This window comes from Streptomyces sp. NPDC047706 (assembly GCF_043204795.1).
Classification (GTDB): Bacteria; Actinomycetota; Actinomycetes; order Streptomycetales; family Streptomycetaceae; genus Streptomyces.
The window spans coordinates 241,512-266,034 of sequence record NZ_JBIDCW010000001.1 but is presented as its reverse complement, the minus strand read 5'-3'; the positions used below and the strand labels follow the sequence as shown (position 1 = coordinate 266,034).

Sequence of the window (24,523 nt, the reverse complement as noted above, 5' to 3'; positions counted from 1 at the left end):
CTCAGGCCTCCTTCGTTTCGACGGGGCCGGCGGGGCGGCGGGTGCGGCGCAGCGGCGGCCGGGCGCCCAGGCGCTTGGGGTCGAGGCCGGACCAGGGGTGACCGCTCGCGAAGAACTTCCGGCGAGCCATCAGCGTCAGCAGGGGCTTGGTGAAGAGGAAGACGACCACGACGTCGAGCAGCGTGGTGAGGCCGAGCGTGAAGGCGAAGCCCTGCACCTTGCCGACGGTGACGATGAACAGCACCGCGGCGGCCAGGAACGACACGAAGTCGGAGACCAGGATGGTGCGCCGGGCACGCGGCCAGGCGCGCTCGACGGCGGGACGCAGCGAGCGGCCCTCACGGATCTCGTCCCGGACGCGTTCGAAGTAGACGATGAACGAGTCCGCCGTGATGCCGATGGCGACGATCGCACCGCAGACGGCGGGCAGGTTCAGCGCGAAGCCGATGGCCGGGCCGAGCAGCGACATCAGCGTGTACGTGAGCGCCGCGGAGACCAGCAGCGACAGGATGGCGATGAACGACAGGCCGCGGTAGTACACCAGCAGGTAGATCACGACCAGGGCGAGACCGATCGCGCCCGCGATCAGACCTGCCTGGAGCTGGTCCCCACCCAGGGCGGCGGTCACCGTGGTGACGCTCTCCTCGCGGAAGGTAAGCGGCAGGGCGCCGTACGACAGCATGTTGGCGAGGCCCTGGGCCTCCTCCTGGGTGAAGCTGCCGGAGATCTCGGCGTTGCCGCCGCTGATCGACTGGTTGACGTAGGGGCTGGAGACGACCTCGCCGTCGAGGACGATGCCGAACTGGTTCTGCGGCGACGGGTTCTGCGCGAGCTTGCCGGTGATCTCGGCGAACTTCTTGGCGCCGGCGTCCGTGAACTTCATCTGGACTTTCCAGCCGGCGCCGCTCTGCGTGTCGTAGACGGCCGAGGCGTCGTCGACCTCGGTGCCGTCGACCCCGGCCGGGCCGAGCAGGTACTTGTACCAGACACCCTGGATCTCGCCGCATCCCACGGTGGACTCGGTGGGCTTGGCACCTTCACCGGTGCTGGCGCGGACCGACTGCTTGCTGCAGTCGAGCGCCGCGTACTCCGCCTGGAGCTTGGCGGTGTCGTCGCCGTCGCTGCCGCCGCTCGCCGACGGCGCGGGGCTCGGTGAGCCGGAGCCGGACGCCGAGGGGGTGGGGGCCTTCTTCAGGGCGTCCGTGACGGCGCGGCCCTGGGTGGTCGCGCTGGGCGAGGGGGCCCCGCTCTGGCTCGCGGAATCCGACGCCGGAGGGCTCGCCGCGTCGGTGGCCTGCTCCGGGTCGGTGGCCTTGTCCGAACCGCCGGACGAGGAGGCGCTGGGCGAGGGGGTCTGAGGCGCGGTGCCGCCGGACGGCTCGGTGGCCAGGACCGGGCGGAAGTAGAGCTTGGCGGTGGTGCCGACCTGTTCCCGGGCCTGCTGAGAGTCGGTGCCCTTGGGAATGTTGACGATGATGTTGCGATCGCCCTGCGTCTGGACCTCGGCCTCGGAGACGCCCAGACCGTTGACTCGGCGCTCCATGATCTCGACCGCGGTGTCCATGTTGGTCGGGTTGATCGCGGCCTCGTTGCCCTCCTCGGCAACAGCCCCGAGCGTGATGCTCGTACCACCGGCCAGGTCGATGCCGAGACGCGGAGTGGTGTGTCCGGAGGCGAACATTCCCCCGGTGAGCGCCACGAGGGCGATCAGGATCAGGGCCAGCGAGCGCCACGGCTTGCTCTGGGCGCTCGAGCTCCGGCCCTTTTTAGGTGCTGCCACCTTCTCGTACTCCCTCTCGGGCCGCCTCACTCCGGGTCAGCGGGCGGACGGCCATGACATGGTGTCGGGATCCCGTGCGGGATGCGCGATGTCCCGGACACGCGAGCCCGGCCCGCGCGCTCCCGGGACATGACTACTTCGCGTCGGCGTCGCCGTCGGCCTTCTTCGGCTCCTCGTCCCGCTTCGCCTCGGCTGCGTCGACGGGCACCTCGTCCGCGTCCTTCTTGCCGAGGTCGACGGGCTTCTCGTCGGAGGGGGCGGCGTCGACGGGCTCGCCGGTGGTGGTGAGGGAGGAGGCGTCGTCCGGGACGGTGTCCGCGTCGGCCTTCAGGTCGTGCTCGATGCCGTGCACGATGCGGTTGTACTCGTCGTCGGAGAGCACGGCACCGATCGAGTTCTTGGCGAAGAGGAGGTCGACGCCCGGGCCGGCGTCGAGGAGGACCGTGTCCTCGTTGACCTCCTTGACCGTTGCGTACATGCCCCCGATGGTGCGGACTCCGGAACCGGGCTGCATCTGGTTCCGCATGTCGACGGCGGCCTGCTGCTTCTTCTTGGCCGAGCGGGTCATCAGGATCATGGCCCCGATGAGCACGATGAACGGGAGGAGGGTCACGAGGCTATTCACGGGACGATTTCCTTCGCACGACCGCGCAGATGGGCGGCCTGTTGGATGGGGGTATGTCAGCCGCCGAGGAAGGCGGCATCGGCGGAGTCTAAGCGAGTCCGCGCGCATGGAACAACGCTCAGCATGGCACCGGGGTTCCTGCTCGGGCCAATGCCCCCGCCGTCACGCCCCGAACAGGTCCTGTTGTCCCGTTCCCCCCGCACCCTGGCGAGGCGGGGTGAGACCGAGATGGGCCCAGGCCGCCGGTGTCGCGACCCGGCCACGCGGGGTCCGGGCCAGCAGGCCCTCCCGTACCAGGAACGGCTCGGCGACCTCTTCGACGGTCTCCCGCTCCTCCCCCACCGCCACGGCGAGCGTGGACAGACCGACCGGCCCGCCGCCGAAGAGCTTCAGCAGCGCTTCCAGCACGGAGCGGTCGAGCCGGTCCAGGCCCCGGGGGTCGACCTCGTAGACCTGCAGCGCCGCCCCGGCGATGTCGCGCGTGATAATCCCGTCGGCCTTGACCTGCGCGTAGTCGCGGACGCGGCGCAGCAGCCGGTTGGCGATCCGGGGCGTGCCGCGGGAGCGGCCGGCGATCTCGGCGGCGCCGTCGGTGTCGATCTCGACGTCCAGCAGGTTCGCCGAGCGGTGGATGACCCGCTCCAGTTCGGCGGGCTCGTAGAACTCCATGTGCGCGGTGAAACCGAAGCGGTCGCGCAGCGGCGGCGGCAGCAGGCCCGCGCGCGTGGTGGCGCCGACCAGCGTGAACGGGGGCAGCTCCAGGGGGATGGCGGTGGCGCCGGGCCCCTTGCCGACGATGACGTCGACACGGAAGTCCTCCATCGCCATGTACAGCATCTCCTCGGCGGGCCGGGACATGCGGTGGATCTCGTCCAGGAAGAGCACCTCGCCCTCCTGGAGGGAGGACAGGATCGCGGCGAGGTCGCCGGCGTGCTGGATGGCGGGGCCCGAGGTGATGCGGATCGGCGCGCCCATCTCAGCCGCGATGATCATGGAGAGGGTGGTCTTGCCCAGGCCGGGCGCGCCGGAGAGCAGCACATGGTCGGCGGTGGCGCCGCGGGCGCGTGCGGCGCGCAGCACGAGGTCGAGCTGTTCGCGGACCTTCTCCTGGCCGATGAACTCGCCCAGGTCCTTGGGGCGCAGCGCGGCCTCGACGGCCTGGTCCTCGCGGTCGGCGGCAGGGCCCACCAGCCGCTCCGTGTCGGCGGGGTCGGTCGGGTCGTCCCAGTTCATGTGCGGGGGCCTCGGGTGCGTTGGCGGGCGGACGGGTCGGGGAGGGGTCGTACGGAGTCGTGGAGGGGTCGTACGGCGAGGAGGGCGCCGCTTCTCGGGCGGTCCCGGCCGGGCCGGTGTGCGGCTCCCGGCCGGCTGGGGCCTGGCTGCCGGACGCGGCGGGGCACGAGGGAATCCGCCGGACGGGCGCTTTGTGCGAGGCCGTGTGCGGCGCCCCGCGTCATCGTGTTCTGTTGAGCGTCTGCAGGGCCGCCTTCAGCAGCTGCCCCACCTGGGGCGTGCCGTCCGCGGCCTCCGCCTGCGGCGCGACCGCGGCGACCGCCTCGTCGGCCTCACGGGCCGCGTAACCGAGGCCGATCAGGGCCGCGTGCAACTGGTCGCGCCAGCCCGTGCTGACCGGGGCGCCGACGGCGGGGGCGCCGATCGGCTCGCCCAGGCGGTCCCTCAGTTCCAGCAGCAGCTTCTGGGCGCCCTTCTTGCCGATGCCCGGGACGGCGGTGAGCGCCTTCTCGTCGCCGGTCGCGACGGCGCGGCGCAGGGCGTCCGGCGTGTGCACGGCGAGCATCGCCTGGGCCAGCCGGGGGCCGACCCCGCTCGCGGTCTGGAGCAGTTCGAAGACCTGCCGCTCGTCGTCGTCCGCGAAGCCGTAGAGGGTGAGCGAGTCCTCCCGTACGACGAGAGAGGTGGCCAGCTTGGCGGGCCGGCCAAGGCGGAGCGTGGACAGCGTGTCGGGTGTGCACTGGACGGCCATGCCGACACCGCCGACCTCGACCACGGCGGCGTCGGGTGCGAGTGCGGCGACCGTGCCACTGACGAAGGCGATCATGCCGTGCGGCCTTTCGGTGCGGTTGCTCGTGCGGTGTGCTGGGCGACGGCCTGCTGGAGGCGGTTCTGCGCGGGGGCGCGCCAGATGTGGCAGATGGCGAGTGCCAGGGCGTCGGCGGCGTCGGCCGGTCTGGGCGGTGCGTCGAGTCGCAGCAGCCGGGTGACCATGGCGCCCACCTGTGCCTTGTCGGCGCGCCCTGTGCCGGTGACGGCGGCCTTCACCTCGCTGGGAGTGTGCAGGGCGACCGGGATGCCGCGACGGGCCGCGCAGAGCATGGCGACGGCGCTGGCCTGGGCGGTGCCCATCACCGTACGCACGTTGTGCTGGCTGAACACCCGCTCCACGGCAACGAATTCGGGCCGGTGCTCGTCGAGCCACCGCTCGACGCCCTGCTCGACGGCGACCAGACGCTGCCCCAGGTCGGCGTCCGCCGGCGTGCGGACGACGCCGACGCCGAGCATGGTGAGCGGACGTCCGGGAGCCCCCTCCACGACGCCGACACCGCACCGGGTCAGTCCCGGGTCCACACCCAGTACGCGCACCCGCCCCTCCTTCGATCTCCTGTTTGTGCAGGCTATCGGGTGCCACCGACAACGCGACGGGCCGACGGGTGTGTCCCGTCGGCCCGAGGAGCAGCTGGAGCCCGCGGCGGTGGTTACGCGTCGACCTTCTCCATGATCTCGTCGCTCACGTCGAAGTTGGCGAAGACGTTCTGCACGTCGTCGCTGTCCTCCAGCGCGTCGATCAGCTTGAAGATCTTCTTGGCGCCCTCCTCGTCCAGCTCGACCTGGACGGACGGCACGAAGCTGGAGTCGGCGGAGTCGTAGTCGATCCCGGCGTCCTGGAGGGCGGTGCGGACCGCGACCAGGTCGGTGGCCTCGCTGATGACCTCGAAGGACTCACCGAGGTCGTTGACCTCCTCGGCGCCCGCGTCCAGGACGGCGCCGAGGACGTCGTCCTCGGTCAGCTCACCCTTGGGCACGATGACGACGCCCTTGCGGCTGAACATGTAGGACACCGAACCCGGGTCGGCCATGGAGCCGCCGTTGCGGGTCATGGCGACGCGGACGTCGGAGGCGGCGCGGTTGCGGTTGTCGGTGAGGCACTCGATGAGCACCGCGACACCGTTCGGGCCGTAGCCCTCGTACATGATCGTCTCGTAGTCGGCGCCGCCGGCCTCGAGACCCCCACCGCGCTTGATCGCGGAGTCGATGTTCTTGTTCGGGACGGACTGCTTCTTGGCCTTCTGGACGGCGTCGTAGAGCGTCGGGTTGCCTTCGAGGTCGACGCCGCCCATGCGCGCCGCGACCTCGATGTTCTTGATCAGCTTCGCGAAGAGCTTGCCGCGCTTGGCGTCGATCACGGCCTTCTTGTGCTTCGTCGTGGCCCATTTAGAGTGGCCGGACATCTGCCTGTCTCCTTCGCGTAACCCATCTCTGCAACGAACGCCAGAGATCCTACAAGGACTCCGCTGTCCGGTTCGCTCGCACCATGTCGACGAACAGGCTGTGCACACGGTGGTCGCCGGTCAGCTCCGGGTGGAACGACGTGGCGAGCGCGTTGCCCTGCCGGACAGCGACGATGTGGCCGTCGTGCTCGGCGAGCACCTCGGCCCGGGCGCCCACGGACTCGACCCAGGGGGCGCGGATGAAGACGCCCTCCACAGGATCTCCCGTGACGCCCTTGACGTCGACCGCCGCCTCGAAGGACTCGTTCTGCCGCCCGAAGGCGTTGCGGCGCACGATCATGTCGATGCCGCCGATGGTCTCCTGGCCCGAGCGCGGGTCGAGGATCTTGTCCGCCAGCATGATCATGCCGGCGCAGGTGCCGTAGACGGGCATACCGTCGCGCACGCGCGCGCGTAGGGACTCCATCACGCCGAACAGGTGGGCCAGCTTGGAGATGGTGGTCGACTCGCCACCGGGGATGACGAGGCCGTCCACCTCGCCGAGCTCGTCGGGGCGCCTGACCGGCCTGGCCACGGCGTCGGCCGCGGCCAGGGCGATGAGGTGCTCCCGCACGTCGCCCTGGAGGGCCAGGACGCCTATGACGGGGGTGTTGCTCATGGGATGCAGTGCCTTACCAGCCGCGGTTGGCGTAGCGCTCGGTCTCGGGGAGGGTGTCGCAGTTGATGCCGACCATGGCCTCGCCGAGATTGCGGGACGCGTCCGCGATGATCTTCGGGTCGTCGAAGAAGGTGGTCGCCTTGACGATGGCGGCGGCGCGCTTGGCGGGGTCGCCCGACTTGAAGATGCCGGAGCCGACGAAGACGCCCTCGGCGCCGAGCTGGCGCATCAGCGCGGCGTCGGCGGGGGTGGCGACGCCACCGGCGGAGAACAGCACGACCGGGAGCTTGCCGAGCTCGGCGACCTCCTTGACCAGCTCGTACGGGGCGCGCAGCTCCTTGGCGGCGGCGTACAGCTCGTTGTTGTCGTAGCCGCGCAGCCGGGCGATCTCGTTCTTGATCTGGCGCAGGTGGCGGACCGCCTCCACGACGTTGCCGGTGCCGGCCTCGCCCTTGGAGCGGATCATGGCCGCGCCCTCGGCGATGCGTCGCAGGGCCTCACCGAGGTTGGTGGCGCCGCAGACGAACGGCGTGGTGAAGGCCCACTTGTCGGAGTGGTTGACCTCGTCGGCCGGGGTGAGCACCTCGGACTCGTCGATGTAGTCGACGCCGAGCGACTGCAGCACCTGCGCCTCGACGAAGTGGCCGATGCGGGACTTGGCCATCACCGGGATGGAGACGGCGTCGATGATGCCCTCGATCATGTCCGGGTCGGACATGCGGGCCACACCGCCGTCCTTGCGGATGTCGGCCGGGACCCGCTCGAGGGCCATGACGGCGACGGCGCCCGCGTCCTCGGCGATCTTCGCCTGCTCCGGCGTGACGACGTCCATGATCACGCCACCCTTGAGCTGCTCGGCCATGCCGCGCTTCACGCGCGCGGTGCCGGTGGCGGGGGCCTGGTTTTCGGAGAGCGTGCTGGACACGGGTGACCTCACTGAAGGGAAAAGAGGGTTTCTGCAAACACCGAGGAAACGGGAGGGGTGCGGTCCACAGCAAGGGCCAATAGGAAGCCGGTGGATCGTTTTCCCGCCACACGGGGTTCAGGCGCCGCGCTCCGCCAGCGCCGTCGGCGGCTCGTCGTCCATCTCGAAGGCCATGGGGAACGGGGCATGGCCGGCCAGCCGGAACCAGCGCACCTTGCGGTGCTGACGCAGCCTGCGGGCGGCGCCCACCGCGTCGTTGTGGAAGCGCCGGGCCATCGGCACCCGCCGTACCGCCTCGGTCAGCTCCCGGGCCGCGGACTCTCCGCCGGGCGCCTCCCGGACCGCCTCGACCTGCTGCGGGTCGGCGAAGACGGCGCGCAGGGCCTGGCTCAGCTCGCTCTCGGCGACCTCCCGGTGCTCCTCCTCGGACTGCCGGGCCGCGTGCGCCGCCTCGTACAGGACGATCGAGGCCGCCGGGTCGAGCACCCCGGAGGTGGCCACTTCCTGCGCCACGGAGGCCCGCCGCAGCAGCTGCGCGTCGAGGGCGGCCCGGGTGGCGTCGATACGGGCGTGCAGCCGGTCCAGGCGGCCCGCCGTCCAGCTCAGGTACACGCCGACGGCGATGAGGGCGACGAGGATCCAGATGAGGGTTGGGGTCACGGGCGGCAAGGCTACCGGGGTGTCACCGGTGCGTGATCAGTCAGTCACGGGCCAGCCCGAACCGGCCCCACAGTCCCGCGGAACGCTCGTCGGCGGCGACCGCGGTGGTGCCGTCGGTGACCGTCTCGTACACCGACAGGATGTCCGCGCCGACCGTCGACCAGTCGAACCGGCGGACGTGCGCGCTGCCCCGCTCGCGCAGCTCCTCGCGGCGCCGGGGGTCGCCCAGCAGCCGCAGCGCCGCCGCTGCCAGGGCGTCCGCGTCCTCGTTGGCGAACAGTTCCCCCGCCGCGCCCTGGTCGAGCACCTGGGCGAAGGCGTCCAGGTCCGAGGCCAGTACGGGTGCTCCGGCCGACATCGCCTCGACCAGGATGATCCCGAAGCTCTCGCCGCCGGTGTTCGGCGCCACGTACACGTCGACGCTGCGCAGGAAGCGGGCCTTGTCCTCGTCGCTCACCATGCCGAGGAACTCCACCCGGGAGCGCAACTCGGCGGGGAGCGACTCCACCGCCTGCCGCTCGTCGCCGCGGCCCGCGACCAGCAGCCGCGTCTGCGGCCGCTCGGCGAGGATGCGCGGCAGCGCCCGCATCAGCACCGGCAGGCCCTTGCGGGGCTCGTCGATCCGGCCCACGAAGCCGATGGTGTCGCCCTGCCAGTCGGGGTTGGGCTCCGCCTTCGCGAAGAAGTCGACGTCCACGCCGTTGGGGATCACCACGGCGTCCCCGCCGAGGTGCTCCACCAGCGTGCGGCGGGCGTACTCGCTGACCGCGATCCGGGCGCTGATCTTCTCCAGCGCCGCCTGCAGGATCGCGTACGCGGCGATCATCGCGCGCGAGCGGGGGTTGGAGGTGTGGAACGTCGCGACGATCGGGCCCTGCGCGGCCCAGCAGGCCAGCAGGCCGAGCGACGGGGACGCCGGTTCGTGGATGTGGATCACGTCGAAGGCGCCGTCGTGCAGCCAGCGGCGCACCCGCGCGGCCGACAGGAAGCCGAAGTTCAGCCGGGCCACCGAGCCGTTGTAGGGCACCGGGACCGCGCGGCCGGCCGAGACGGCGTACGGCGGGAGCGGGGTGTCGTCGTCGGCGGGGGCCAGGACGGAGACCTCGTGTCCCTGGCGGATGAAGTACTCGGCCAGATCCCGGATGTGGAACTGGACGCCGCCCGGCACGTCCCAGGAGTACGGGCAGACGATGCCGATCCTCACGGTGTCCCCTTCGTGGGATCCGAGGCCGCCGGACCGCCCTTCGCCGGGTCGAGGTCCTTGAGCCACAACCGCTGCAGCATGTGCCAGTCCTCCGGATGCTCGGCGATCCCTGAGGCGAAGGCGTCCGCCAGCGCCTGCGTCATGACAGACGTCTTCTCGGCCCGTGTGCCTGCCTCGGGTACCTCGATCGGGGGATGCAGGCGGCCCCGCATGACGGGTGAGTCGTCGTACCAGAGCGTCGCCGGCAGCAGCAGGGCGCCGGTCTGCTGGGCCAGCAGCGCCGGCCCGGCAGGCATCCGGGCGGTGTCGCCGAAGAAGCTGACCTCCACCCCGGAGGTGGACAGGTCGCGGTCGGCGACCAGGCAGACCAGGCCGCCGTCCCGCAGCCGCCGGGCCAGGGCGCCGAACGCGGAGCCGCCGGTATGGGGCAGGACCTCCATGCCGAGGCCCGCCCGGTAGGCGACGAAGCGGTCGAACAGCGTCTCCGGCTTCAGCCGCTCGGCGACCGTGGTGAAGGGGATGCCCAGCCGGGTGGTCACCCAGGCGCCGGCCAGGTCCCAGTTGGCCAGGTGCGGCAGCGCCAGCACGACGCCCTTGCCCGCGGCCAGTCCGTCGGTCAGGAGGTGCAGGTCCTTGGCGTCGAAGCCGGTCCTGATCCGCTCGGCGCTCCAGGCCGGGAGCCGGAAGGACTCCATCCAGTAGCGCAGGTACGAGCGCATGCCCGCGCGAGAGAGCTCGGCGAGCCGCTGCGGGGAGGCGTCGGGCACCACGCGCGCGAGATTGCTCTCCAGCCGCAGCACACCCTTGCCGCGCCGTTTCCAGGCCAGCTCGGCAACGGTGTTCCCGAGCCGCACGGCCATCGGCTCGGGCAGCTTCTTCACCGTGCTCCAGCCGAGGCCGTACAGGGCGTCCGTCAGCGTGTCCCGAGCGCTCATTTCGCCGCCTCCCTCCCCTGGGAGGCATTGTCGGTCGTCCCCCGGTCCGCGGCCTCGGCCTGCGCGGACTCGCGGCGGACCGTGACGACCCGCTGGATCAGCGTGACCAGGCTGCCCACGGCGACGAGCCACAGGGCGATCGGCAACAGCACCTGGATGCCCGGCACGCCGAACGCGTGCAGACCCGCGAGTCCGGCCGCGACCAGCGAGATCACCAGGCGTTCGGCGCGCTCGACGAGTCCGTTCACCGCGACCGGCAGGCCGATCGACTCGCCACGGGCCTTGGTGTAGGACACCACCTGGCCGCTGGCCAGGCAGAAGATCGAGACGGCGCACAGCACCAAATCGTCGCCGCCACCGGCGTACCAGAGGGCGAAGCCGCCGAAGATGGCGCCGTCGGCGACCCGGTCCAGGGTCGAGTCCAGGAAGGCGCCCCAGCGGCTGGAGCGTCCCAGCTGACGGGCCATGTTGCCGTCGACCAGGTCGGAGAAGACGAACAGGGTGATGACGACCGTGCCCCAGAAGAACTCGCCCCGGGGGTAGAAGACCAGCGCGCCAGCCATCACACCCGCGGTGCCGATCAGCGTGACCGTGTCGGGACTCACGCCACGGCGGATGAGAAACGCGGCGAACGGTGTGAGGACACGCGTGAAGAATGCACGCGCGTACTTGTTCAGCATGGCCTTCCCGAGGGTCGCTGGCGCCGCGCGGCCCCTGCTGGCCGTCGGCTGGCCCATCGTAGCCACGCGCGCGTTCGGGCGGCCGCCCGGCACCCACAGCTCCTCGGGAGGTCCGGCGGACAGCCCGCAACCGTCCCCGGCCGACGCCTTCGCGTCCTCCGTATGGACGCACCGTGACGGGAGTGGAAAGCTCGAAGAATCGCGGGCGTCGCCGGAGCCGCCCAGCCGGGGGTGTCCCCTCTGGAGGAGGGTCCCGCGTGTCCGCGCCCACAGTGACCTCACCGTGCACGGGAGGCAGAATCATGGGCGACAAGGCCAACGCACACCCCGGAGCCGCCGGCAGGGCAGTGGCGGCCGACCGACCCGCGTCCGTACGGAATGTGGTGCTGGTCGGCCACTGCGGAGCGGGGAAGACGACTCTGGTGGAGGCTCTCGCGCTGACCGCGGGAGCGGTGAACCGGGCGGGCCGCGTGGAGGACGGCGGCACCGTGTCCGACTACGACGAGATCGAGCACCGGCAGCAGCGCTCGGTGCAGCTGTCCCTGGTACCGGTCGAGTGGGACGGCATCAAGGTCAACCTTCTCGACACCCCCGGATACGCCGACTTCGTCGGGGAACTGCGGGCCGGTCTGCGAGCGGCGGACGCGGCCCTCTTCGTCGTCTCGGCCTCGGACGGCGTGGACGGCTCGACCCGCATGGTGTGGGAGGAGTGCGCGGCCGTCGGCATGCCGCGCGCCATCGTCGTCACGCACCTGGAGGCCGCCCGGGCGGACTTCGAGGAGATGACGCGGATCTGCGCCGAGGCCTTCGGCGCCGACGACCCGGACGCGGTGCTGCCGCTCTACCTGCCGCTGCACGGCCCGCCGGGACCGGACGGGCACGCGCCCGTGACCGGTCTGACCGGGCTGTTGTCGCAGAAGCTGTTCGACTACTCAACGGGCGAGCGCAAGGAGTCCGAGCCGGGTGAGGACCAGCTGCCGCTGATCGAGGAGGCCCGCAACCGCCTGATCGAGGGCATCATCGCCGAGAGCGAGGACGAGACCCTCATGGACCGCTACCTCGGCGGTGAGCGGATCGACGTCAAGACGCTCGTGCAGGACCTGGAGAGGGCTGTCGCGCGCGGGTCGTTCTTCCCCGTCCTGGCCGCCGCCCCCGCGACCGACGGCGCCCGGCAGGGGCTCGGCACGGTCGAGGTGCTGGAGCTGGTCACCGGCGGCTTCCCGACCCCGCTGGAGCACGACCCGCCCAAGGTCACCACCATCGACGGCAGGCCACGCGAGGTGAATCCCTGCGACCCGGACGGACCGCTGGTCGCGGAGGTCGTGCGGACCTCCTCCGACCCGTACGTCGGCCGCGTCTCACTCGTGCGGGTCTTCTCCGGGACCTTGCGGCCGGACGAGACCGTGCACGTCTCCGGGCACGGGCTGACCGACCGGGGCCACGAGGACCACGACGTCGACGAGCGCGTCGGTGCCCTGTCCACGCCGTTCGGGAAACAGCAGCGCCCCGTGTCGCACTGCGTCGCCGGTGACCTGGCCTGCGTGGCGAAACTGAACCGCGCGGAGACCGGCGACACCCTCTCCGCCAAGGACGACCCGCTCCTGATGGAGCCCTGGGACATGCCCGACCCCCTGCTGCCGCTCGCCATCCAGGCCCACAGCAAGCCGGACGAGGACAAGCTCTCCCAGGGCCTGGCCCGGCTGGTCGCGGAGGACCCGACGATGCGGCTGGAGCAGAACCAGGACACCCACCAGGTGGTCCTGTGGTGCCTGGGCGAGGCGCACGCCGACGTCGCGCTGGAGCGGCTGCGCAGCCGGTACGGCGTCCAGGTCGACGTCGTGCCGCACAGGGTCTCGCTGCGGGAGACGTTCGCGACCAAGGCGGGCGGGCGCGGCCGGCATGTGAAGCAGTCCGGTGGCCACGGGCAGTACGCCATCTGCGAGATAGAGGTGGAGCCGCTGCCCGGCGGCTCGGGCATCGAGTTCGTCGACAAGGTCGTCGGCGGCGCGGTGCCGCGCCAGTTCATCCCGTCGGTCGAGAAGGGCGTCCGCGCACAGGCGGCCAAGGGGGTCGCCGCGGGACACTCGCTGGTCGACGTGCGGGTGACGCTGCTGGACGGCAAGGCGCACTCGGTGGACTCCTCGGACGCCGCGTTCCAGACCGCGGGCGCGCTCGCGCTGCGGGAGGCCGCGGCCGACGCGAAGATCCATCTGCTGGAGCCGGTGGCCGAGGTGAGCGTGCTGGTCGGCGACGACTACGTGGGCACCGTGATGAGCGACCTGTCGGGGCGGCGCGGCCGGGTGCTGGGCACCGAGCAGACCGCCGGCGGGCGCACCGTCGTACGCGCCGAGGTGCCGGAGATCGAGATCGGGCGCTACGCCGTCGATCTGCGCTCGCTGTCGCACGGGACCGCGCGGTTCAGCCGGCGGTACGCGCGGCACGAGCCGATGCCCGCCCAAGTCGCGGAGCGGCTGCGGAAACTGGAGCGGGAAGCTTCCTAGGAGGCGCACAAGGGGCGTGCGGCGCCGCGCAGTTGTACCGGGGCGCGCGCACGCGGCCGGGCCGAAGCGGTTGCCCCGGGGCCGGCGGGCGGCTTCGGCCGTCCGCCGACGTATGCCGGCGCCTGGGGATACGCTGATGGCCTGATCAACAGGTGTGCGGAGCACGGAAGTCGGGAAGGCCGCAGGAGCGACAGTGGCGGCGATCGGGGGCGGGAATGACCGTTGACAGCGGTTACGCGGACATCTTCGGGCCGCAGGTGCCGCGCACGGGCGACGAGGGGCAGACGGCCACGTACGCGCTTGCCTCGGCGGCGTACCGGGACAACGAGGTCGAGGAGATACTCAAGGCCAACAACGAATGGCACGAGTCGACCGTGAAGCCCGGCCAGAAGTGGGCGAGGATCTTCCGGCCCAACCTGGGCGAGGCGTTCTCCCGGGCGGTGGTCGACCGCATGCTCGGCTCCGGCCGGGAGCCGCTGATCCAGTCCTTCGGCGCGGAGCCCCAGGTGGTCGTCGAGCACTGCCTCGCGGCCAACCGCATCCGGCGGGAGCGCGACAACCTGCTCACGATCGTCATGGTCCTGTGCGGTCTGCTCTTCCTGCCCGGGCTGCTGGTCTGGCTGATGGTGTTCACGATCCGCACGACCATCGCCCGCCGCGAGGACAAGCGGGCCTCGACGCTCGCCACCACGCTGCTCGTCGCGGTCGGGGCACTGGCCGTGATCCTCCTGGTCCAGATGCCGTTCACCGGCTTCTGGGCCTGGTACGCGCGCGCGGCTGTCGTCATGCCGGTGATCGGCTGGTTCTGGGCCAAGCAGATCTGCGAACGCACCGCGAAGGACCTGCGGGAGCGCTGGGACAGCCTGCTGTCGGGCAGCAGCGTCGGCGCGAAGGTGCCCGAGGCGGTGCCGAGCAGCCCCGGCGAGACCGCCGCCGAGCAGCTGCGCCAGTCCCTCGCCCGGCTGAGCGCCGAGCAGCAGTCCAACTCCGTCTTCTACGCCGGGCCCAAGGGCATACTCGGCATGGGCACCCGCTGGGGCAGCTGGCAGCTCGCCGAGGATCTCTCCCCGGCCGATCCCGACCGGGAGATTCACCCGTTCCGCAGCTGGGACGTCGTACGGTCCATCCACGATCAGCTGCGCATGCTGGAACGCGGCCCGCTGAACACGGGCGGCTTCCCGAAGCCGTCGATACGGCACTGGGTCGTGACGCCGATCGGCGAGAACGCGACGGCGGTGTCCCGGCCCGGTGGCACGGACGTCGAGGCGTACCAGGTCAAGTCGCACGCGATACAGGAGATCTGCAACAAGCAGCAGTTCGGCAGCGGTGACCGGCACTACCTGGGCGTGCAGTGGACGCTCTGGGACGGTCAGCTCGTGATCACCATGCTGATTACCGTGACCGTGCTCTACGAGACCCTGCGCATCGAGGTCACCGGCCACGCCCTGGGACCGGTGCACCCACTCTTCACCTCCAAGCCGGCGGCGAAGGAGAAGTCGGTGCAGAAGTCGGTGAAGCGCTGGGAGACGCGGACGGTGAAGCTTCCGCTGGTCGACGCCGACGAGGTGGTGCGGGTGGCCGTCCGGGCGCCGCTGACCTGGTACCCGCCGCTGCTGAACTGGCTCGGCGGCTCGCTGGCCCTGCCCGAGCCCTTCGGTCTGCGGCACGCGTGGGCCGCGAAGCCCTGGCGGCACCGGTTCATGGCCGACGACGCGCTGCGTGCCGCCACGCCGGTGCTGCGCGTGGTCCACTCGGCGGCGATCCGGGTGCTGGAGGAGAACGGGGTGGACACCGAGAAGTTCGGCAACCGCTCGTCGTTCCTCAGCACGGCGGTACAGGACCCCTCGCCGCGCAAGGCGGACCTGTACGACGCGTAGGCGACCCGGTGGTGGGACGGACGTCGGCAGGCGCCGTACCACCACCGGACGGCGGTCTCACGCCGTCGGCCAGGCCTCCGCCAGCATCTTCCGGGTGTCGGCCAGCAGCTGCGGCAGCACGCGCGTGTGCCCCACGACCGGCATGAAGTTCGTGTCACCGCCCCAGCGCGGCACGATGTGCTGGTGCAGATGCGCGGCGATGCCCGCGCCGGCGACAGCGCCCTGGTTCATGCCGATGTTGAAGCCCTGGGCGCCCGACGCGGTGCGCAGTGCCGTCATCGCCTCCTTGGTCAGCGCGGCCAGCTCCGCCGTCTCGGGCTCGGTGAGGTCCGTGTAGTCGGCGACATGGCGGTACGGCACGACCATGAGGTGGCCGCCGTTGTACGGGTACAGGTTCAGCACCGCGTAGACCTGCGCACCGCGCCGGACGACCAGTCCGTCCTCGTCGGACTTCGCCGGGATCGAGCAGAAGGGGCAGCCGTCGTCGGCACCCGGACCGGTGGGCTTGTTCTCGCCCTGGATGTAGGCCATCCGGTGGGGCGTCCACAGGCGCTGGAACGCGTCCTGCGTCCCCACTCCGATCTGCTGCTCCGGCTCACTCGTCATGCAAGGCAGCATATGGCTTCGCCCATTCGCGGCGTGTCGCCGGGGCTCGCGGAGCACAGCCGAAGGCCCGGCCGGGGCCGGTGGACGAGGGCGCTGTTCGAGGGCCGGCCGGGGCCGGTGGACGAGGGCGCGCTCCAGGACCGGCCGGGCCGGGGAAGGACGGCTGCGCTCCGGTCCCAGCCAGGCGGGAGGACCACGACCCACGCTCCGGGCCCAGCCCAGCGGGGGCACCACCTGGGCCCAGCCGCGCCGAGGAGGACGGCACGCACCAGGCCCGGACGGGGCACCGTACCGAGCGGCTCCTCGGCCCTCGCGTCACAACGAAGGGTCCCAGGGGCTGAGAGCAGCGCCCCGGGACCCTTCCCGATACGTCAGACCTGCGTACGCTCCTCGACGACCTGCGCGATCTTGGCGATGGCCTCGTCGACGGGAATGCCGTTCTCCTGGGAGCCGTCGCGGTAGCGGAAGGAGACGGCGCCGTTCGCCATGTCCTCGTCTCCCGCGATGACCATGAAGGGCACCTTCTGCTTCTGGGCGTTCCTGATCTTCTTCTGCATCCGGTCGGACGAGGAGTCCACCTCGATGCGCAGCCCCTTCTTCTTCGCCGCGGCGGCGAACTTCTCCAGGTACTCGACGTGTGCGTCGCCGATCGGGATGCCGATCGCCTGGACGGGCGCGAGCCAGGCCGGGAAGGCACCCGCGTAGTGCTCCAGGAGCACCGCGAAGAACCGCTCGATGGAGCCGAACAGCGCCCGGTGGATCATGACGGGACGCTGCTTGGAGCCGTCCGCGGCGGTGTACTCCAGGTCGAAGCGCTCCGGCAGGTTGAAGTCGAGCTGGATGGTCGACATCTGCCAGGTGCGCCCGATGGCGTCCTTGGCCTGCACGGAGATCTTCGGCCCGTAGAAGGCGGCGCCGCCCGGGTCCGGGACCAGCGGCAGCCCCTGCTTCTCGGCGACCTGGCGCAGCGTCTCGGTCGCCTCCTCCCAGGCCTCGTCCGAGCCGACGAACTTCTCCGGGTCCTTGGTGGACAGCTCCAGGTAGAAGTCGGTCAGGCCGTAGTCGCGCAGCAGGCCGAGGACGAAGGTGAGCGTCTTGTCCAGCTCCTCGGACATCTGCTCACGGGTGCAGTAGATGTGCGCGTCGTCCTGTGTGAACCCGCGCGCGCGGGTGAGGCCGTGCACGACGCCGGACTTCTCGTACCGGTAGACGGTGCCGAACTCGAACAGCCGCAGCGGCAGTTCGCGGTACGACCGGCCGCGTGCGTCGAAGACCAGGTTGTGCATCGGGCAGTTCATGGGCTTGAGGTAGTAGTCCACGCCCTCGTCGAGCTGCATGGGCGGGTACATGCCCTCGGCGTACCAGTCCAGGTGGCCCGAGGTCTCGAAGAGCTTCCCCTTCGTCGCGTGCGGGGTGTAGACGAACTCGTAGCCCTCCTCCTCGTGGCGGCGCCGCGAGTAGTCCTCCATCACCCGGCGGATGATGCCGCCCCTGGGGTGGAAGACGGCGAGGCCGGAGCCGATCTGCTCCGGGACGGAGAACAGGTCGAGTTCGCTGCCCAGCTTGCGGTGGTCCCGCTTCTCGGCCTCGGCGAGGAACTCCAGGTACGCCTTCAGCTCGTCCTTGGAGGGCCAGGCGGTGCCGTAGATCCGCTGGAGCATCGGGTTCTTCTCGCTGCCGCGCCAGTAGGCGGCCGCGTTGCGCATCAGCTTGAACGCCGGGATCAGGCGGGTCGAGGGCAGGTGCGGACCACGGCAGAGGTCCTTCCAGCACAGCTCGCCGGTCTTGGCGTCCAGGTTGTCGTAGATCGTCAGCTCACCGGCGCCGACCTCGACGTCGGCGCCGTCGTCGCTGGACGCGGAGCCCTTGAGGCCGATCAGCTCCAGCTTGTACGGCTCGTCGGCCAGCTCCTCGCGGGCGGCCTCGTCGGTCACCACCCGGCGCGAGAACTTCTGCCCCCGCTTCTGGATCTCCTGCATCTTCTTCTCGACGGCCTTGAGATCCTCGGGCGTGAACGGCCTCTCGACGTCGAAGTCGTAGTAGAAGCCGTCCTTGACCGGCGGGCCGATGCCCAGCTTGGCCTCGGGGAACAGCTCCTGCACGGCCTGCGCCATGACGTGCGCGGTGGAGTGGCGCAGGATGTTCAGGCCGTCCTCGGAGGAGATCTCGACGCCCTCGACCTCGTCGCCGTCACCGAGTGCGTAGGTCAGGTCCTTCAGCTCACCGCCCACGCGCGCCGCGATGACGGAGCGCTCGCCGGCGAAGAGGTCGGCGGCCGTGGTGCCCGTCGTCACCGTGCGCTCTTCCCGCTCGGAATCGCGTTGGATGATCACACGGACGTCTGACACCGGTCTCTCCTGACTGAAGGTGGAAGCGGCGCCGTACCGAGAGCGCGCGCAATAAGCGATCGTACCGACCCCGGACCACCCCAGGCGAAATCATTCCCCGCCGCACACCTCCTCGAAGAAGTCGAGGTTCTCCTGCAACGACTTCAGCAGCTGGTCCCGCTCCGCCTCGTCCACCTGCACCGGTGCGACCCCTGAGGCACCCGTCAGCCTGCGGAAGCCGCCGCGGCTCTCCAGCCGCCCGTGCACCCGCACCGGCAGCCCGACGAGGTGGGCCTGCCCGGCGATCCGGTAGTCCTCCTCGTCCAGGGTGAGCCGCACGTGCGGGATCTCGGCCCCGGCCAGCACCCGCAGCCGCACCGTCCCCTCCCCGCGCCGCTCCGACCTGCGCATCCGGACCACCTCGCCGGTGATCCGCACCGGCACGGACGGCTCCTCGCGCAGGAAGCGGGCCCCGGCCTCGCGCAGCACCGGCAGGTCGCCCGGCGAGAACTCGACGGCCTCGCCGGGGGCGGCGCCCCCTTCGGGCGGACCGGCGCCGGGCGCCCACTCGACGGCGACGCGCGCCCCCTCCGTGCCCCGGACCAGCGTGACGAGGGCCTCGGTCAGCTCGCGGCTCACACCTGCTTCCACGGCCCCGTCGAAGGCGTCCATGCCACCGGTGGCGCGCTGGTAGTCGATGGCCTCGCGGACGGCGTAGAGCGCCTGGTGGAGGCGCAGGGCGAGCGGGCGGGCCGGGACGACCGGGACGAAGGCGGTGAGGCCGCGACCGCCGGTCGCGGCGCCGACCAGGACGCTCTCCAGCATCACGGCGGCGGCGCGCTTGTGCCGGGCGCCGTAGTACCCCGCACGCGCGCGCGTGGCGAGCGCCCCGGCGAGCAGCGTCTGGCGGGCGGCGGAGCGCAGTTGCTCCTCGACGGCCCAGGACGCCGCCCCCGCCGGCCCGGCGGGTACGTCACGCCACCAGCGGATCTCGTCGCTGGGCACGCTCAGCCCGACGAGCACCTCGCGCGCCGACGGCATGGCGCTTCGGGAGAGGGCCAGCAGAGCCTCGGCGAGCAGGTCGTCGCTGTCGGGGAAGGCCCGGCTCTCCGGCACGAGCAGGCTGGTGCCGCCCGCGGCGGGTCCGGGAGGTGTCCAGCGGCCGTAGCGCCCGGCGGCGCCGCCGCGCCGCTGCCAGCCGTGCCGGTGCAGCAGCGCGCCGAGCACGGCGGGGTCGACCTGGCCGGGCTCGGGCGGCTGGTCCCAGGGAGCCTCCGGGTGCGGCCGCACGGGCCGCAGGTGCTCGTCGAGCGGGCGGTGCGTCATGGTCTGCCTCCCGTCCCGACCCGGGTCATGATCTCGCACAGCGCCCGGTCGTCGAAGATGCGTGCGGTCGGTATGCGGACGTTGGTCCGGTGCCGGCCGGTGACGGGGTGGCCGGCGAGGTTGACCCAGTAGCAGCAGTGCCTGAGGTCGAGCCGGTCGTGGCTGGCGCGCAGCCAGTCGTCCTGCGAGCGCGGGACGAGCATCACGACGAGGATCTTGTGCACCGAGACCGGGGTGCGGGCGAGTTTCGCCAGGTGGTCGTTGTCGAGCGTGAAGGAGAAGAAGCGGCCGGGCGGCTTGGGTGCGATCTGGTACGTGGCCTTGAGCTGCACCTTGATGGTGACCTCGTCGTCGACCGTGTGCCCGGGCGCGCTGTGGCTGACGTGCCAGTCGATGCCGTTGTCGGGAAAGGGCTGGGACAGTGAGCAGCCGGCGGCGGCCGCGACGGCGTGCAGATAACCCACCTGCAGTGTCTCCATGCAGGCGGTGGTGGCGAGTGATCCGCGATGGGGGCCCGTGCGTTCGGGCAGCAGCCCGCCCCGCTCGGGCTGCGCTATCGCCATGGCCGGCAGCCTTCCAGGCAAAGTGGATTTCCCCGCGCCGGGCCGTGCCCGCGAAACATGCCGCTGAACTGCGCCGACCCGTACTTCTGTTGTCTCCCCCCGGCGTACGGCGCAAACAGCCCGGGTATCACCAAACGGGCAGAAGACGGTGCGTCAGCTGCCGTGGGTGAACGAGGAGTTGTGTAGGTATGACGTGCTGGTACGAGGGCCCGCTGGCGGCATTCGACACAGAGACGACGGGCGTGGACGTCGAGACCGACCGGATCGTGTCGGCCGCCCTCGTCGTCCAGGACGCCCCTGGCACGCGACCCCGGATGCACCACTGGCTGGTGAACCCGGGCGTGCCCGTGCCCGCCGAGGCGACGGCGGTGCACGGGCTGACGGAGGATCACCTGGCGCGCAACGGCCGCTGGCCGGCACCGGTGATGTACGAGATAGCCACCGAGCTCGCCGAACAGGCGGGCACCGGGCGGCCGTTGGTGGTGATGAACGCACCGTTCGACCTGACACTGCTGGACCGCGAGCTGCGCCGGCACCGCGCTTCGTCACTGAGCCGCTGGTTCGAGTCGGTACCCCTGCTGGTGCTGGACCCGCGGGTGCTGGACAAGCACCTGGACCGCTACCGCAAGGGCCGCCGCACGCTCACCGACCTGTGCGAGCACTACGGCGTCCCGCTCGACGGCGCGCACGACGCGGCGGCGGACGCGATGGCCTCCCTCGAACTGGTGCGGGCCATAGGGCGCCGTTTCGCGTCCCGGCTGGAGCGTCTGTCCCCCGCCGAGCTGCACACCTTGCAGGCGGTCTGGCACGCGGCGCAGGCGCGTGGCCTGCAGGCGTGGTTCGCGCGCACCGGCAACGAGGAGGCGGTGGACCCGGCATGGCCTCTGCGGCCGGGACTCGCGGCGGCGGCCTGACCGCCCGGCGCACATGAAAGAGGCCGGTCCGCCACGGCGGACCGGCCTTCCCGGTGGGCGATACTGGGTTCGAACCAGTGACCTCTTCGGTGTGAACGAAGCGCTCTCCCACTGAGCTAATCGCCCGGGAACGCAGTGAACGATACAGGTGCCCCGGCGCTTCCTTCAAACCGCTTGGGGATCGTGGCCCAAGTACGCCAGCAGTCCTCGCCGTCCGGCTCGCATCATCAGCCAGTGGTTGGCACGGAAGACCGGCCTCCCCGGCACGGCGAACCGCCGCAGCGGCGGCTTGTTCACGTCCACCACCTGGTCGTAGCGAGCGAGACACCCGCCGCCCGCAGCGGTGACCGTCCAGCGCGCCCAGCCCTCGATGTCGCCGGACATCGCGATCTCCAGCACCCCCGCCCCGGGATCGCGGCGCACCTGGCGCGCGGTGAAGGTCATGTCGTACGGGAGGATCGACCGGATCCGGATCACGCCCGTCGTGGTGTCCCTCCGCTCGACCTCGCGCACCTGGTGCCACCAGCGCGGATACTCCTCGGGCCGCTCCAGCACCCCGTACACGGCGGCGGGTGCGGCGGGCAGTGGCCACAGGCTGCGGAAGCGGTAGTGGGTCCAGTCCATGCGCCGAGTCTGCCCGTAGGGGGACATTCCCGTACACCATCCAAGTACGTTCTGAGTACGCGTGCTCATGGTGTACCCGGCGGCCTGGACGACACTCCTGAACAGGCGCCGCCGCCCGTGCCGCAGCGCTCTTCGGCAAATTGAGGGGGTCACCCTCAAAAGCCCTTACGCCAATGAAGAGTGACGCCGTGTCGGATCCACTGATCCTGAACTCGAGGCCGGGAGGAACGCCCCGCCGGTCGTACCTCCCGAGAAACGCGACGGAATTCCGGAACCCGGCAGTGCGCGCCACCGCGGCAGTCGCAGACGACACGACAACGGCCCACCTGCTGTCTCGCAGATGGGCCGTGTTCCGGGTGGGCGATACTGGGTTCGAACCAGTGACCTCTTCGGTGTGAACGAAGCGCTCTCCCACTGAGCTAATCGCCCGGGCGCAGGAAGAACATTACCCCATGTCAGCGGGTGCGGGTGACCAGGATGGGCCGCCCCCGCACCCCGCTCCGTGGATCACTGGTCCTTGATCTTCCACGGCATCATGAAGCCGAACTTCCAGAGGTAGAACCCCACGATCGCGGCCACGATCACACAGCCGACCGACGTCAGGATGATGTTGCGCCGGCGCACCTTGGGATCGAGTGCGCGCTGTGCCGCCTCGGTGACCTTGCGCTTCGTCCAGCGCAGCACCAACTGGGCCCAGACGAACTCGGTCGCCCAGATCGCCATGCCGCCGAAGATGATCACCCAGCCGGGACCCGGCAGCGGCAGCAGGATGACGCCGGTGACCACGACCGCGAGGCCGACGAGGAAGACGCCCACCTGCCAGCTCACATGGAGCAGGCGCCGTGCCTTGATGAACTCGGGCGCCCGGGAACCGAGCGCACGCTCACCTTCGACGCGGCGCGTCCCCGTCTCGTCGGCGGCCACGGCGATCTCGCCGGCCTTGCTACTCCCCGTATTCATACGGCCAAACCCTACCCGAACGATTCCGGTCACCGGAATGGGTGTATCGGGCGAACAGGTTCTCGGCCGGAAGAGTTACGTAAACGCGCTCAAAACCCTCAGAGGGGTTTACAACGGCACCGTAGGTGGCATGTCGATTTCGCCGACGTGCGAATCCCCGAGCGCACACTGAGCGAAAGGCCCTGGCGCTTATGAACACCACGGTCAGCTGCGAGCTGCACCTGCGCCTCGTTGTGTCGAGCGAGTCCTCCCTGCCTGTCCCCGCAGGCCTGCGGTACGACACGGCCGACCCCTACGCCGTGCACGCCACCTTCCACACCGGAGCCGAGGAGACCGTCGAGTGGGTGTTCGCCCGCGACCTCCTCGCCGAGGGGCTTCACCGGCCCACAGGAACCGGCGACGTCCGTGTCTGGCCGTCGCGCAGCCACGGTCAGGGCGTCGTCTGCATCGCCCTGAGCTCCCCCGAGGGGGAAGCGCTGCTCGAGGCCCCGGCGCGGGCCCTGGAGTCGTTCCTGAAGCGAACCGACGCCGCCGTGCCGCCCGGCACAGAACACCGGCATTTCGACCTCGACCAGGAGCTCTCGCACATCCTGGCGGAAAGCTAGGGCGAGGCCACCACCAAGCTGCCCGGCCGTCCACTCGGGGAGACGGCTCGGGCCTGTCCGGCGGACCGGGCCGGAGCGGGCCACGGCGCTGATCGGTCACCGTGAAGCCGCCAGGGCCCGTCTCCGGCACGATCCTCCGGGCAGGCCCCATGGCGCCCAGGACAACCTCATACGGCACACAGCACGCTGCCACCGCACATCCTGCGGGGGCGGCGCCGGTCTGCGTGGGAGCCGCTCCCCCCGGCGCTCGGCGACGGGCCCCTGGGCCCGTCGGGAACCGTGGCTGGCCCGGCCGCGTTCAACGAGCAGGCGCGGCCCGGTGCCTCCGGAGCCGCCGGGGCGGTGGCCGGGAGCCACTACCATCGGCCAGCATCGGCGGGCGCCCGCCCGACCCCCAGGCCAGGGAGCGAAACGTGCTGATCACCCACGACACCCGGTGCGCGCTCGACACCGTGGTCGATCTGGTGAACACCGCACCGGAGGACGAGACGACGCCGGACGGGCTGCCGGATGTCGCGGCTCTCGCGGAATTCGTACGAAACCACGAGATCAGCGATGTCGGAGTGCTCTCGGAGCTCGACCTCTCGGCGGTGCGCAAGATCCGCGGCCGGTTCGCCGGAATCTTCGCGGCGCCGGACTGCCGCGCCGCGGCCGGGATGATCAACGAACTGGTCGCCGCCGCCGGCACCACGCCCCGCCTCACGGATCACGACGGCTACGACTGGCATGTGCACTACTTCGCGCCCGGCGCCTCCGTCGCCGACCACCTGGCGGCGGACTGCGGGATGGCGCTGGCCTTCTTCGTGGTCGCCGGCGAGCGGGAGCGGCTGCGGCGCTGCGAGGCACCCGACTGCCGGCGCGCCTTCGTCGATCTCTCCCGCAACCGCTCGCGGCGCTACTGCGACAGCCGCACCTGCGGCAACCGCCTTCACGTGGCCGCCTACCGGGCGCGCCGGAAGGAGGCGGCGGGCTGACGCCCGAACGCGATCACGGCCTGTGGGCCGACCGGCGGAACGTCGATGCCGACGCGGTTCCCGGCGGGTGGCGCCGGGGACCGCGCGTACGGCTCACAGCAGGAACAGATCGTGCAACGCAGCCATGAGCAGCAGACACCCGATCACCGCAAGGAAGATCATCAGCGGTGGCTGGGAAAGGGCGAAGAGGCACCCGCGCGGCTCGTCCTTCGGCGGCGCGGCATCGCTCTGTGTCGTGTCCAGCATCTCGCGGTGATGATGACGCAGGGGGCGGCCCCCACGCGATCAAGACGCACGGATGTGCGCGAGATC

At 71.1% G+C, this 24,523-nt stretch carries 24 protein-coding genes and 2 tRNA genes; 5 read left to right on the top strand and 21 right to left on the bottom strand.

Annotated elements, in window-relative coordinates; translation table 11 throughout:
- Position 1: 1 nt before the first annotated feature.
- The 12 genes from secD to pgsA all read right to left on the bottom strand — a co-directional run bounded on the left by secD (position 2) and on the right by pgsA (position 10,991).
- Positions 2-1,780 (bottom strand): protein translocase subunit SecD, encoded by a 1,779-nt coding sequence (secD, locus tag ACGF8A_RS01310; RefSeq protein ID WP_393102951.1) that lies wholly within the window; start codon positions 1,778-1,780, stop codon positions 2-4.
- Positions 1,781-1,913: 133 nt separating this feature from the next.
- Positions 1,914-2,405 carry a preprotein translocase subunit YajC gene (gene yajC / locus ACGF8A_RS01305; protein ID WP_393102949.1) on the bottom strand — a complete coding sequence of 164 codons (492 nt, stop codon included), beginning with the start codon at positions 2,403-2,405 and terminating at the stop codon, positions 1,914-1,916.
- A 162-nt stretch (positions 2,406-2,567) separates the two neighbouring features.
- Complete coding sequence (gene ruvB, locus ACGF8A_RS01300; protein ID WP_393102947.1) at positions 2,568-3,638, bottom strand: Holliday junction branch migration DNA helicase RuvB; 1,071 nt, start codon at positions 3,636-3,638, stop codon at positions 2,568-2,570.
- A gap of 220 nt (positions 3,639-3,858) precedes the next feature.
- Positions 3,859-4,464, bottom strand: coding sequence for a Holliday junction branch migration protein RuvA (gene ruvA / locus ACGF8A_RS01295; protein WP_393102945.1), 606 nt, complete (start codon positions 4,462-4,464; stop codon positions 3,859-3,861).
- Entirely contained in the window at positions 4,461-5,006 is a 546-nt protein-coding gene (ruvC, locus tag ACGF8A_RS01290; RefSeq protein ID WP_393102943.1) for a crossover junction endodeoxyribonuclease RuvC, read from the bottom strand. The genes ruvA and ruvC overlap by 4 nt, the downstream gene beginning before the upstream one ends.
- A gap of 113 nt (positions 5,007-5,119) precedes the next feature.
- Positions 5,120-5,872, bottom strand: a complete 753-nt coding sequence (locus ACGF8A_RS01285; RefSeq protein WP_393102941.1) for a YebC/PmpR family DNA-binding transcriptional regulator — start codon at positions 5,870-5,872, stop codon at positions 5,120-5,122.
- A 49-nt stretch (positions 5,873-5,921) separates the two neighbouring features.
- Positions 5,922-6,530 carry a pyridoxal 5'-phosphate synthase glutaminase subunit PdxT gene (pdxT, locus tag ACGF8A_RS01280; RefSeq protein ID WP_393102939.1) on the bottom strand — a complete coding sequence of 203 codons (609 nt, stop codon included), beginning with the start codon at positions 6,528-6,530 and terminating at the stop codon, positions 5,922-5,924.
- A 13-nt stretch (positions 6,531-6,543) separates the two neighbouring features.
- Positions 6,544-7,455: a pyridoxal 5'-phosphate synthase lyase subunit PdxS gene (gene pdxS / locus ACGF8A_RS01275; RefSeq protein ID WP_393102937.1), complete on the bottom strand. Its 912-nt coding sequence runs from the start codon at positions 7,453-7,455 to the stop codon at positions 6,544-6,546.
- A 117-nt stretch (positions 7,456-7,572) separates the two neighbouring features.
- Positions 7,573-8,115: a hypothetical protein gene (locus ACGF8A_RS01270; RefSeq protein ID WP_393102935.1), complete on the bottom strand. Its 543-nt coding sequence runs from the start codon at positions 8,113-8,115 to the stop codon at positions 7,573-7,575.
- A gap of 40 nt (positions 8,116-8,155) precedes the next feature.
- Positions 8,156-9,319 (bottom strand): glycosyltransferase family 4 protein, encoded by a 1,164-nt coding sequence (locus ACGF8A_RS01265; protein WP_393102933.1) that lies wholly within the window; start codon positions 9,317-9,319, stop codon positions 8,156-8,158.
- Positions 9,316-10,254 carry a phosphatidylinositol mannoside acyltransferase gene (locus tag ACGF8A_RS01260; protein WP_393102931.1) on the bottom strand — a complete coding sequence of 313 codons (939 nt, stop codon included), beginning with the start codon at positions 10,252-10,254 and terminating at the stop codon, positions 9,316-9,318. Before ACGF8A_RS01260 ends, ACGF8A_RS01265 begins: the two co-directional genes overlap by 4 nt.
- Positions 10,251-10,991 carry a phosphatidylinositol phosphate synthase gene (gene pgsA / locus ACGF8A_RS01255; RefSeq protein ID WP_393103173.1) on the bottom strand — a complete coding sequence of 247 codons (741 nt, stop codon included), beginning with the start codon at positions 10,989-10,991 and terminating at the stop codon, positions 10,251-10,253. The genes ACGF8A_RS01260 and pgsA overlap by 4 nt, the downstream gene beginning before the upstream one ends.
- Before the next feature lie 245 nt (positions 10,992-11,236).
- Here pgsA and ACGF8A_RS01250 point away from each other — a divergent pair, with 245 nt between their 5' ends.
- Positions 11,237-13,435 carry an elongation factor G-like protein EF-G2 gene (locus ACGF8A_RS01250; RefSeq protein ID WP_393102929.1) on the top strand — a complete coding sequence of 733 codons (2,199 nt, stop codon included), beginning with the start codon at positions 11,237-11,239 and terminating at the stop codon, positions 13,433-13,435.
- A 215-nt stretch (positions 13,436-13,650) separates the two neighbouring features.
- Positions 13,651-15,312 (top strand): hypothetical protein, encoded by a 1,662-nt coding sequence (locus ACGF8A_RS01245; protein ID WP_393102927.1) that lies wholly within the window; start codon positions 13,651-13,653, stop codon positions 15,310-15,312.
- Between the two features lie 57 nt (positions 15,313-15,369).
- Here the strand turns inward: ACGF8A_RS01245 and ACGF8A_RS01240 are convergent, their stop codons facing one another.
- The 4 genes from ACGF8A_RS01240 to ACGF8A_RS01225 all read right to left on the bottom strand — a co-directional run bounded on the left by ACGF8A_RS01240 (position 15,370) and on the right by ACGF8A_RS01225 (position 20,134).
- Positions 15,370-15,930, bottom strand: a complete 561-nt coding sequence (locus tag ACGF8A_RS01240; protein ID WP_393102924.1) for an HIT family protein — start codon at positions 15,928-15,930, stop codon at positions 15,370-15,372.
- A 359-nt stretch (positions 15,931-16,289) separates the two neighbouring features.
- Entirely contained in the window at positions 16,290-18,266 is a 1,977-nt protein-coding gene (thrS, locus tag ACGF8A_RS01235) for a threonine--tRNA ligase (protein WP_393102922.1), read from the bottom strand.
- A 90-nt stretch (positions 18,267-18,356) separates the two neighbouring features.
- Positions 18,357-19,571 (bottom strand): hypothetical protein, encoded by a 1,215-nt coding sequence (locus ACGF8A_RS01230; RefSeq protein ID WP_393102920.1) that lies wholly within the window; start codon positions 19,569-19,571, stop codon positions 18,357-18,359.
- On the bottom strand, positions 19,568-20,134 hold the full coding sequence (locus tag ACGF8A_RS01225) for a DUF4365 domain-containing protein (protein WP_393102918.1): 567 nt from the start codon (positions 20,132-20,134) through the stop codon (positions 19,568-19,570). The genes ACGF8A_RS01230 and ACGF8A_RS01225 overlap by 4 nt, the downstream gene beginning before the upstream one ends.
- A 188-nt stretch (positions 20,135-20,322) precedes the next feature.
- Between ACGF8A_RS01225 and ACGF8A_RS01220 the strand changes: the two genes are divergently transcribed.
- Entirely contained in the window at positions 20,323-21,048 is a 726-nt protein-coding gene (locus ACGF8A_RS01220) for a 3'-5' exonuclease (RefSeq protein WP_393102916.1), read from the top strand.
- A 54-nt stretch (positions 21,049-21,102) separates the two neighbouring features.
- Here the strand turns inward: ACGF8A_RS01220 and ACGF8A_RS01215 are convergent.
- From ACGF8A_RS01215 to ACGF8A_RS01200, 4 genes are all read right to left on the bottom strand, one after another.
- Positions 21,103-21,174: transfer RNA gene (locus tag ACGF8A_RS01215), tRNA-Val, on the bottom strand.
- 39 nt (positions 21,175-21,213) lie between these two features.
- On the bottom strand, positions 21,214-21,672 hold the full coding sequence (locus tag ACGF8A_RS01210) for an SRPBCC family protein (RefSeq protein ID WP_393102914.1): 459 nt from the start codon (positions 21,670-21,672) through the stop codon (positions 21,214-21,216).
- A gap of 357 nt (positions 21,673-22,029) precedes the next feature.
- A tRNA-Val gene (locus ACGF8A_RS01205) sits at positions 22,030-22,101 on the bottom strand.
- 78 nt (positions 22,102-22,179) lie between these two features.
- The gene (locus ACGF8A_RS01200) at positions 22,180-22,632 is read right to left on the bottom strand and encodes a TIGR02611 family protein (RefSeq protein WP_393102912.1); all 453 of its coding nucleotides are present in this window, start codon (positions 22,630-22,632) and stop codon (positions 22,180-22,182) included.
- 191 nt (positions 22,633-22,823) lie between these two features.
- Between ACGF8A_RS01200 and ACGF8A_RS01195 the strand changes: the two genes are divergently transcribed.
- The gene (locus tag ACGF8A_RS01195) at positions 22,824-23,237 is read left to right on the top strand and encodes an SsgA family sporulation/cell division regulator (RefSeq protein WP_004002642.1); all 414 of its coding nucleotides are present in this window, start codon (positions 22,824-22,826) and stop codon (positions 23,235-23,237) included.
- Positions 23,238-23,650: 413 nt separating this feature from the next.
- On the top strand, positions 23,651-24,211 hold the full coding sequence (locus ACGF8A_RS01190) for a CGNR zinc finger domain-containing protein (RefSeq protein ID WP_393102910.1): 561 nt from the start codon (positions 23,651-23,653) through the stop codon (positions 24,209-24,211).
- Between the two features lie 93 nt (positions 24,212-24,304).
- Here the strand turns inward: ACGF8A_RS01190 and ACGF8A_RS01185 are convergent, their stop codons facing one another.
- Entirely contained in the window at positions 24,305-24,457 is a 153-nt protein-coding gene (locus ACGF8A_RS01185) for a hypothetical protein (protein WP_189699665.1), read from the bottom strand.
- Between the last annotated feature and the right edge of the window lie 66 nt (positions 24,458-24,523).

Coding starts and splice junctions, on each gene's coding strand:
- ACGF8A_RS01195 (WP_004002642.1), top strand. CDS start 22,824: ATGAACACCACGGTCAGCTGCGAGCTGCACCTGCGCCTCGTTGTGTCG.
- ACGF8A_RS01250 (WP_393102929.1), top strand. CDS start 11,237: ATGGGCGACAAGGCCAACGCACACCCCGGAGCCGCCGGCAGGGCAGTG.
- pgsA (WP_393103173.1), bottom strand. CDS start 10,991: ATGGGCCAGCCGACGGCCAGCAGGGGCCGCGCGGCGCCAGCGACCCTC.
- ACGF8A_RS01220 (WP_393102916.1), top strand. CDS start 20,323: ATGACGTGCTGGTACGAGGGCCCGCTGGCGGCATTCGACACAGAGACG.
- pdxT (WP_393102939.1), bottom strand. CDS start 6,530: ATGAGCAACACCCCCGTCATAGGCGTCCTGGCCCTCCAGGGCGACGTG.
- ACGF8A_RS01200 (WP_393102912.1), bottom strand. CDS start 22,632: ATGAATACGGGGAGTAGCAAGGCCGGCGAGATCGCCGTGGCCGCCGAC.
- ACGF8A_RS01285 (WP_393102941.1), bottom strand. CDS start 5,872: ATGTCCGGCCACTCTAAATGGGCCACGACGAAGCACAAGAAGGCCGTG.
- ACGF8A_RS01260 (WP_393102931.1), bottom strand. CDS start 10,254: ATGAGCGCTCGGGACACGCTGACGGACGCCCTGTACGGCCTCGGCTGG.
- ACGF8A_RS01210 (WP_393102914.1), bottom strand. CDS start 21,672: ATGGACTGGACCCACTACCGCTTCCGCAGCCTGTGGCCACTGCCCGCC.
- ACGF8A_RS01225 (WP_393102918.1), bottom strand. CDS start 20,134: ATGGCGATAGCGCAGCCCGAGCGGGGCGGGCTGCTGCCCGAACGCACG.
- ruvB (WP_393102947.1), bottom strand. CDS start 3,638: ATGAACTGGGACGACCCGACCGACCCCGCCGACACGGAGCGGCTGGTG.
- ACGF8A_RS01245 (WP_393102927.1), top strand. CDS start 13,651: ATGACCGTTGACAGCGGTTACGCGGACATCTTCGGGCCGCAGGTGCCG.
- ACGF8A_RS01240 (WP_393102924.1), bottom strand. CDS start 15,930: ATGCTGCCTTGCATGACGAGTGAGCCGGAGCAGCAGATCGGAGTGGGG.
- ACGF8A_RS01230 (WP_393102920.1), bottom strand. CDS start 19,571: ATGACGCACCGCCCGCTCGACGAGCACCTGCGGCCCGTGCGGCCGCAC.
- ruvA (WP_393102945.1), bottom strand. CDS start 4,464: ATGATCGCCTTCGTCAGTGGCACGGTCGCCGCACTCGCACCCGACGCC.
- ACGF8A_RS01185 (WP_189699665.1), bottom strand. CDS start 24,457: ATGCTGGACACGACACAGAGCGATGCCGCGCCGCCGAAGGACGAGCCG.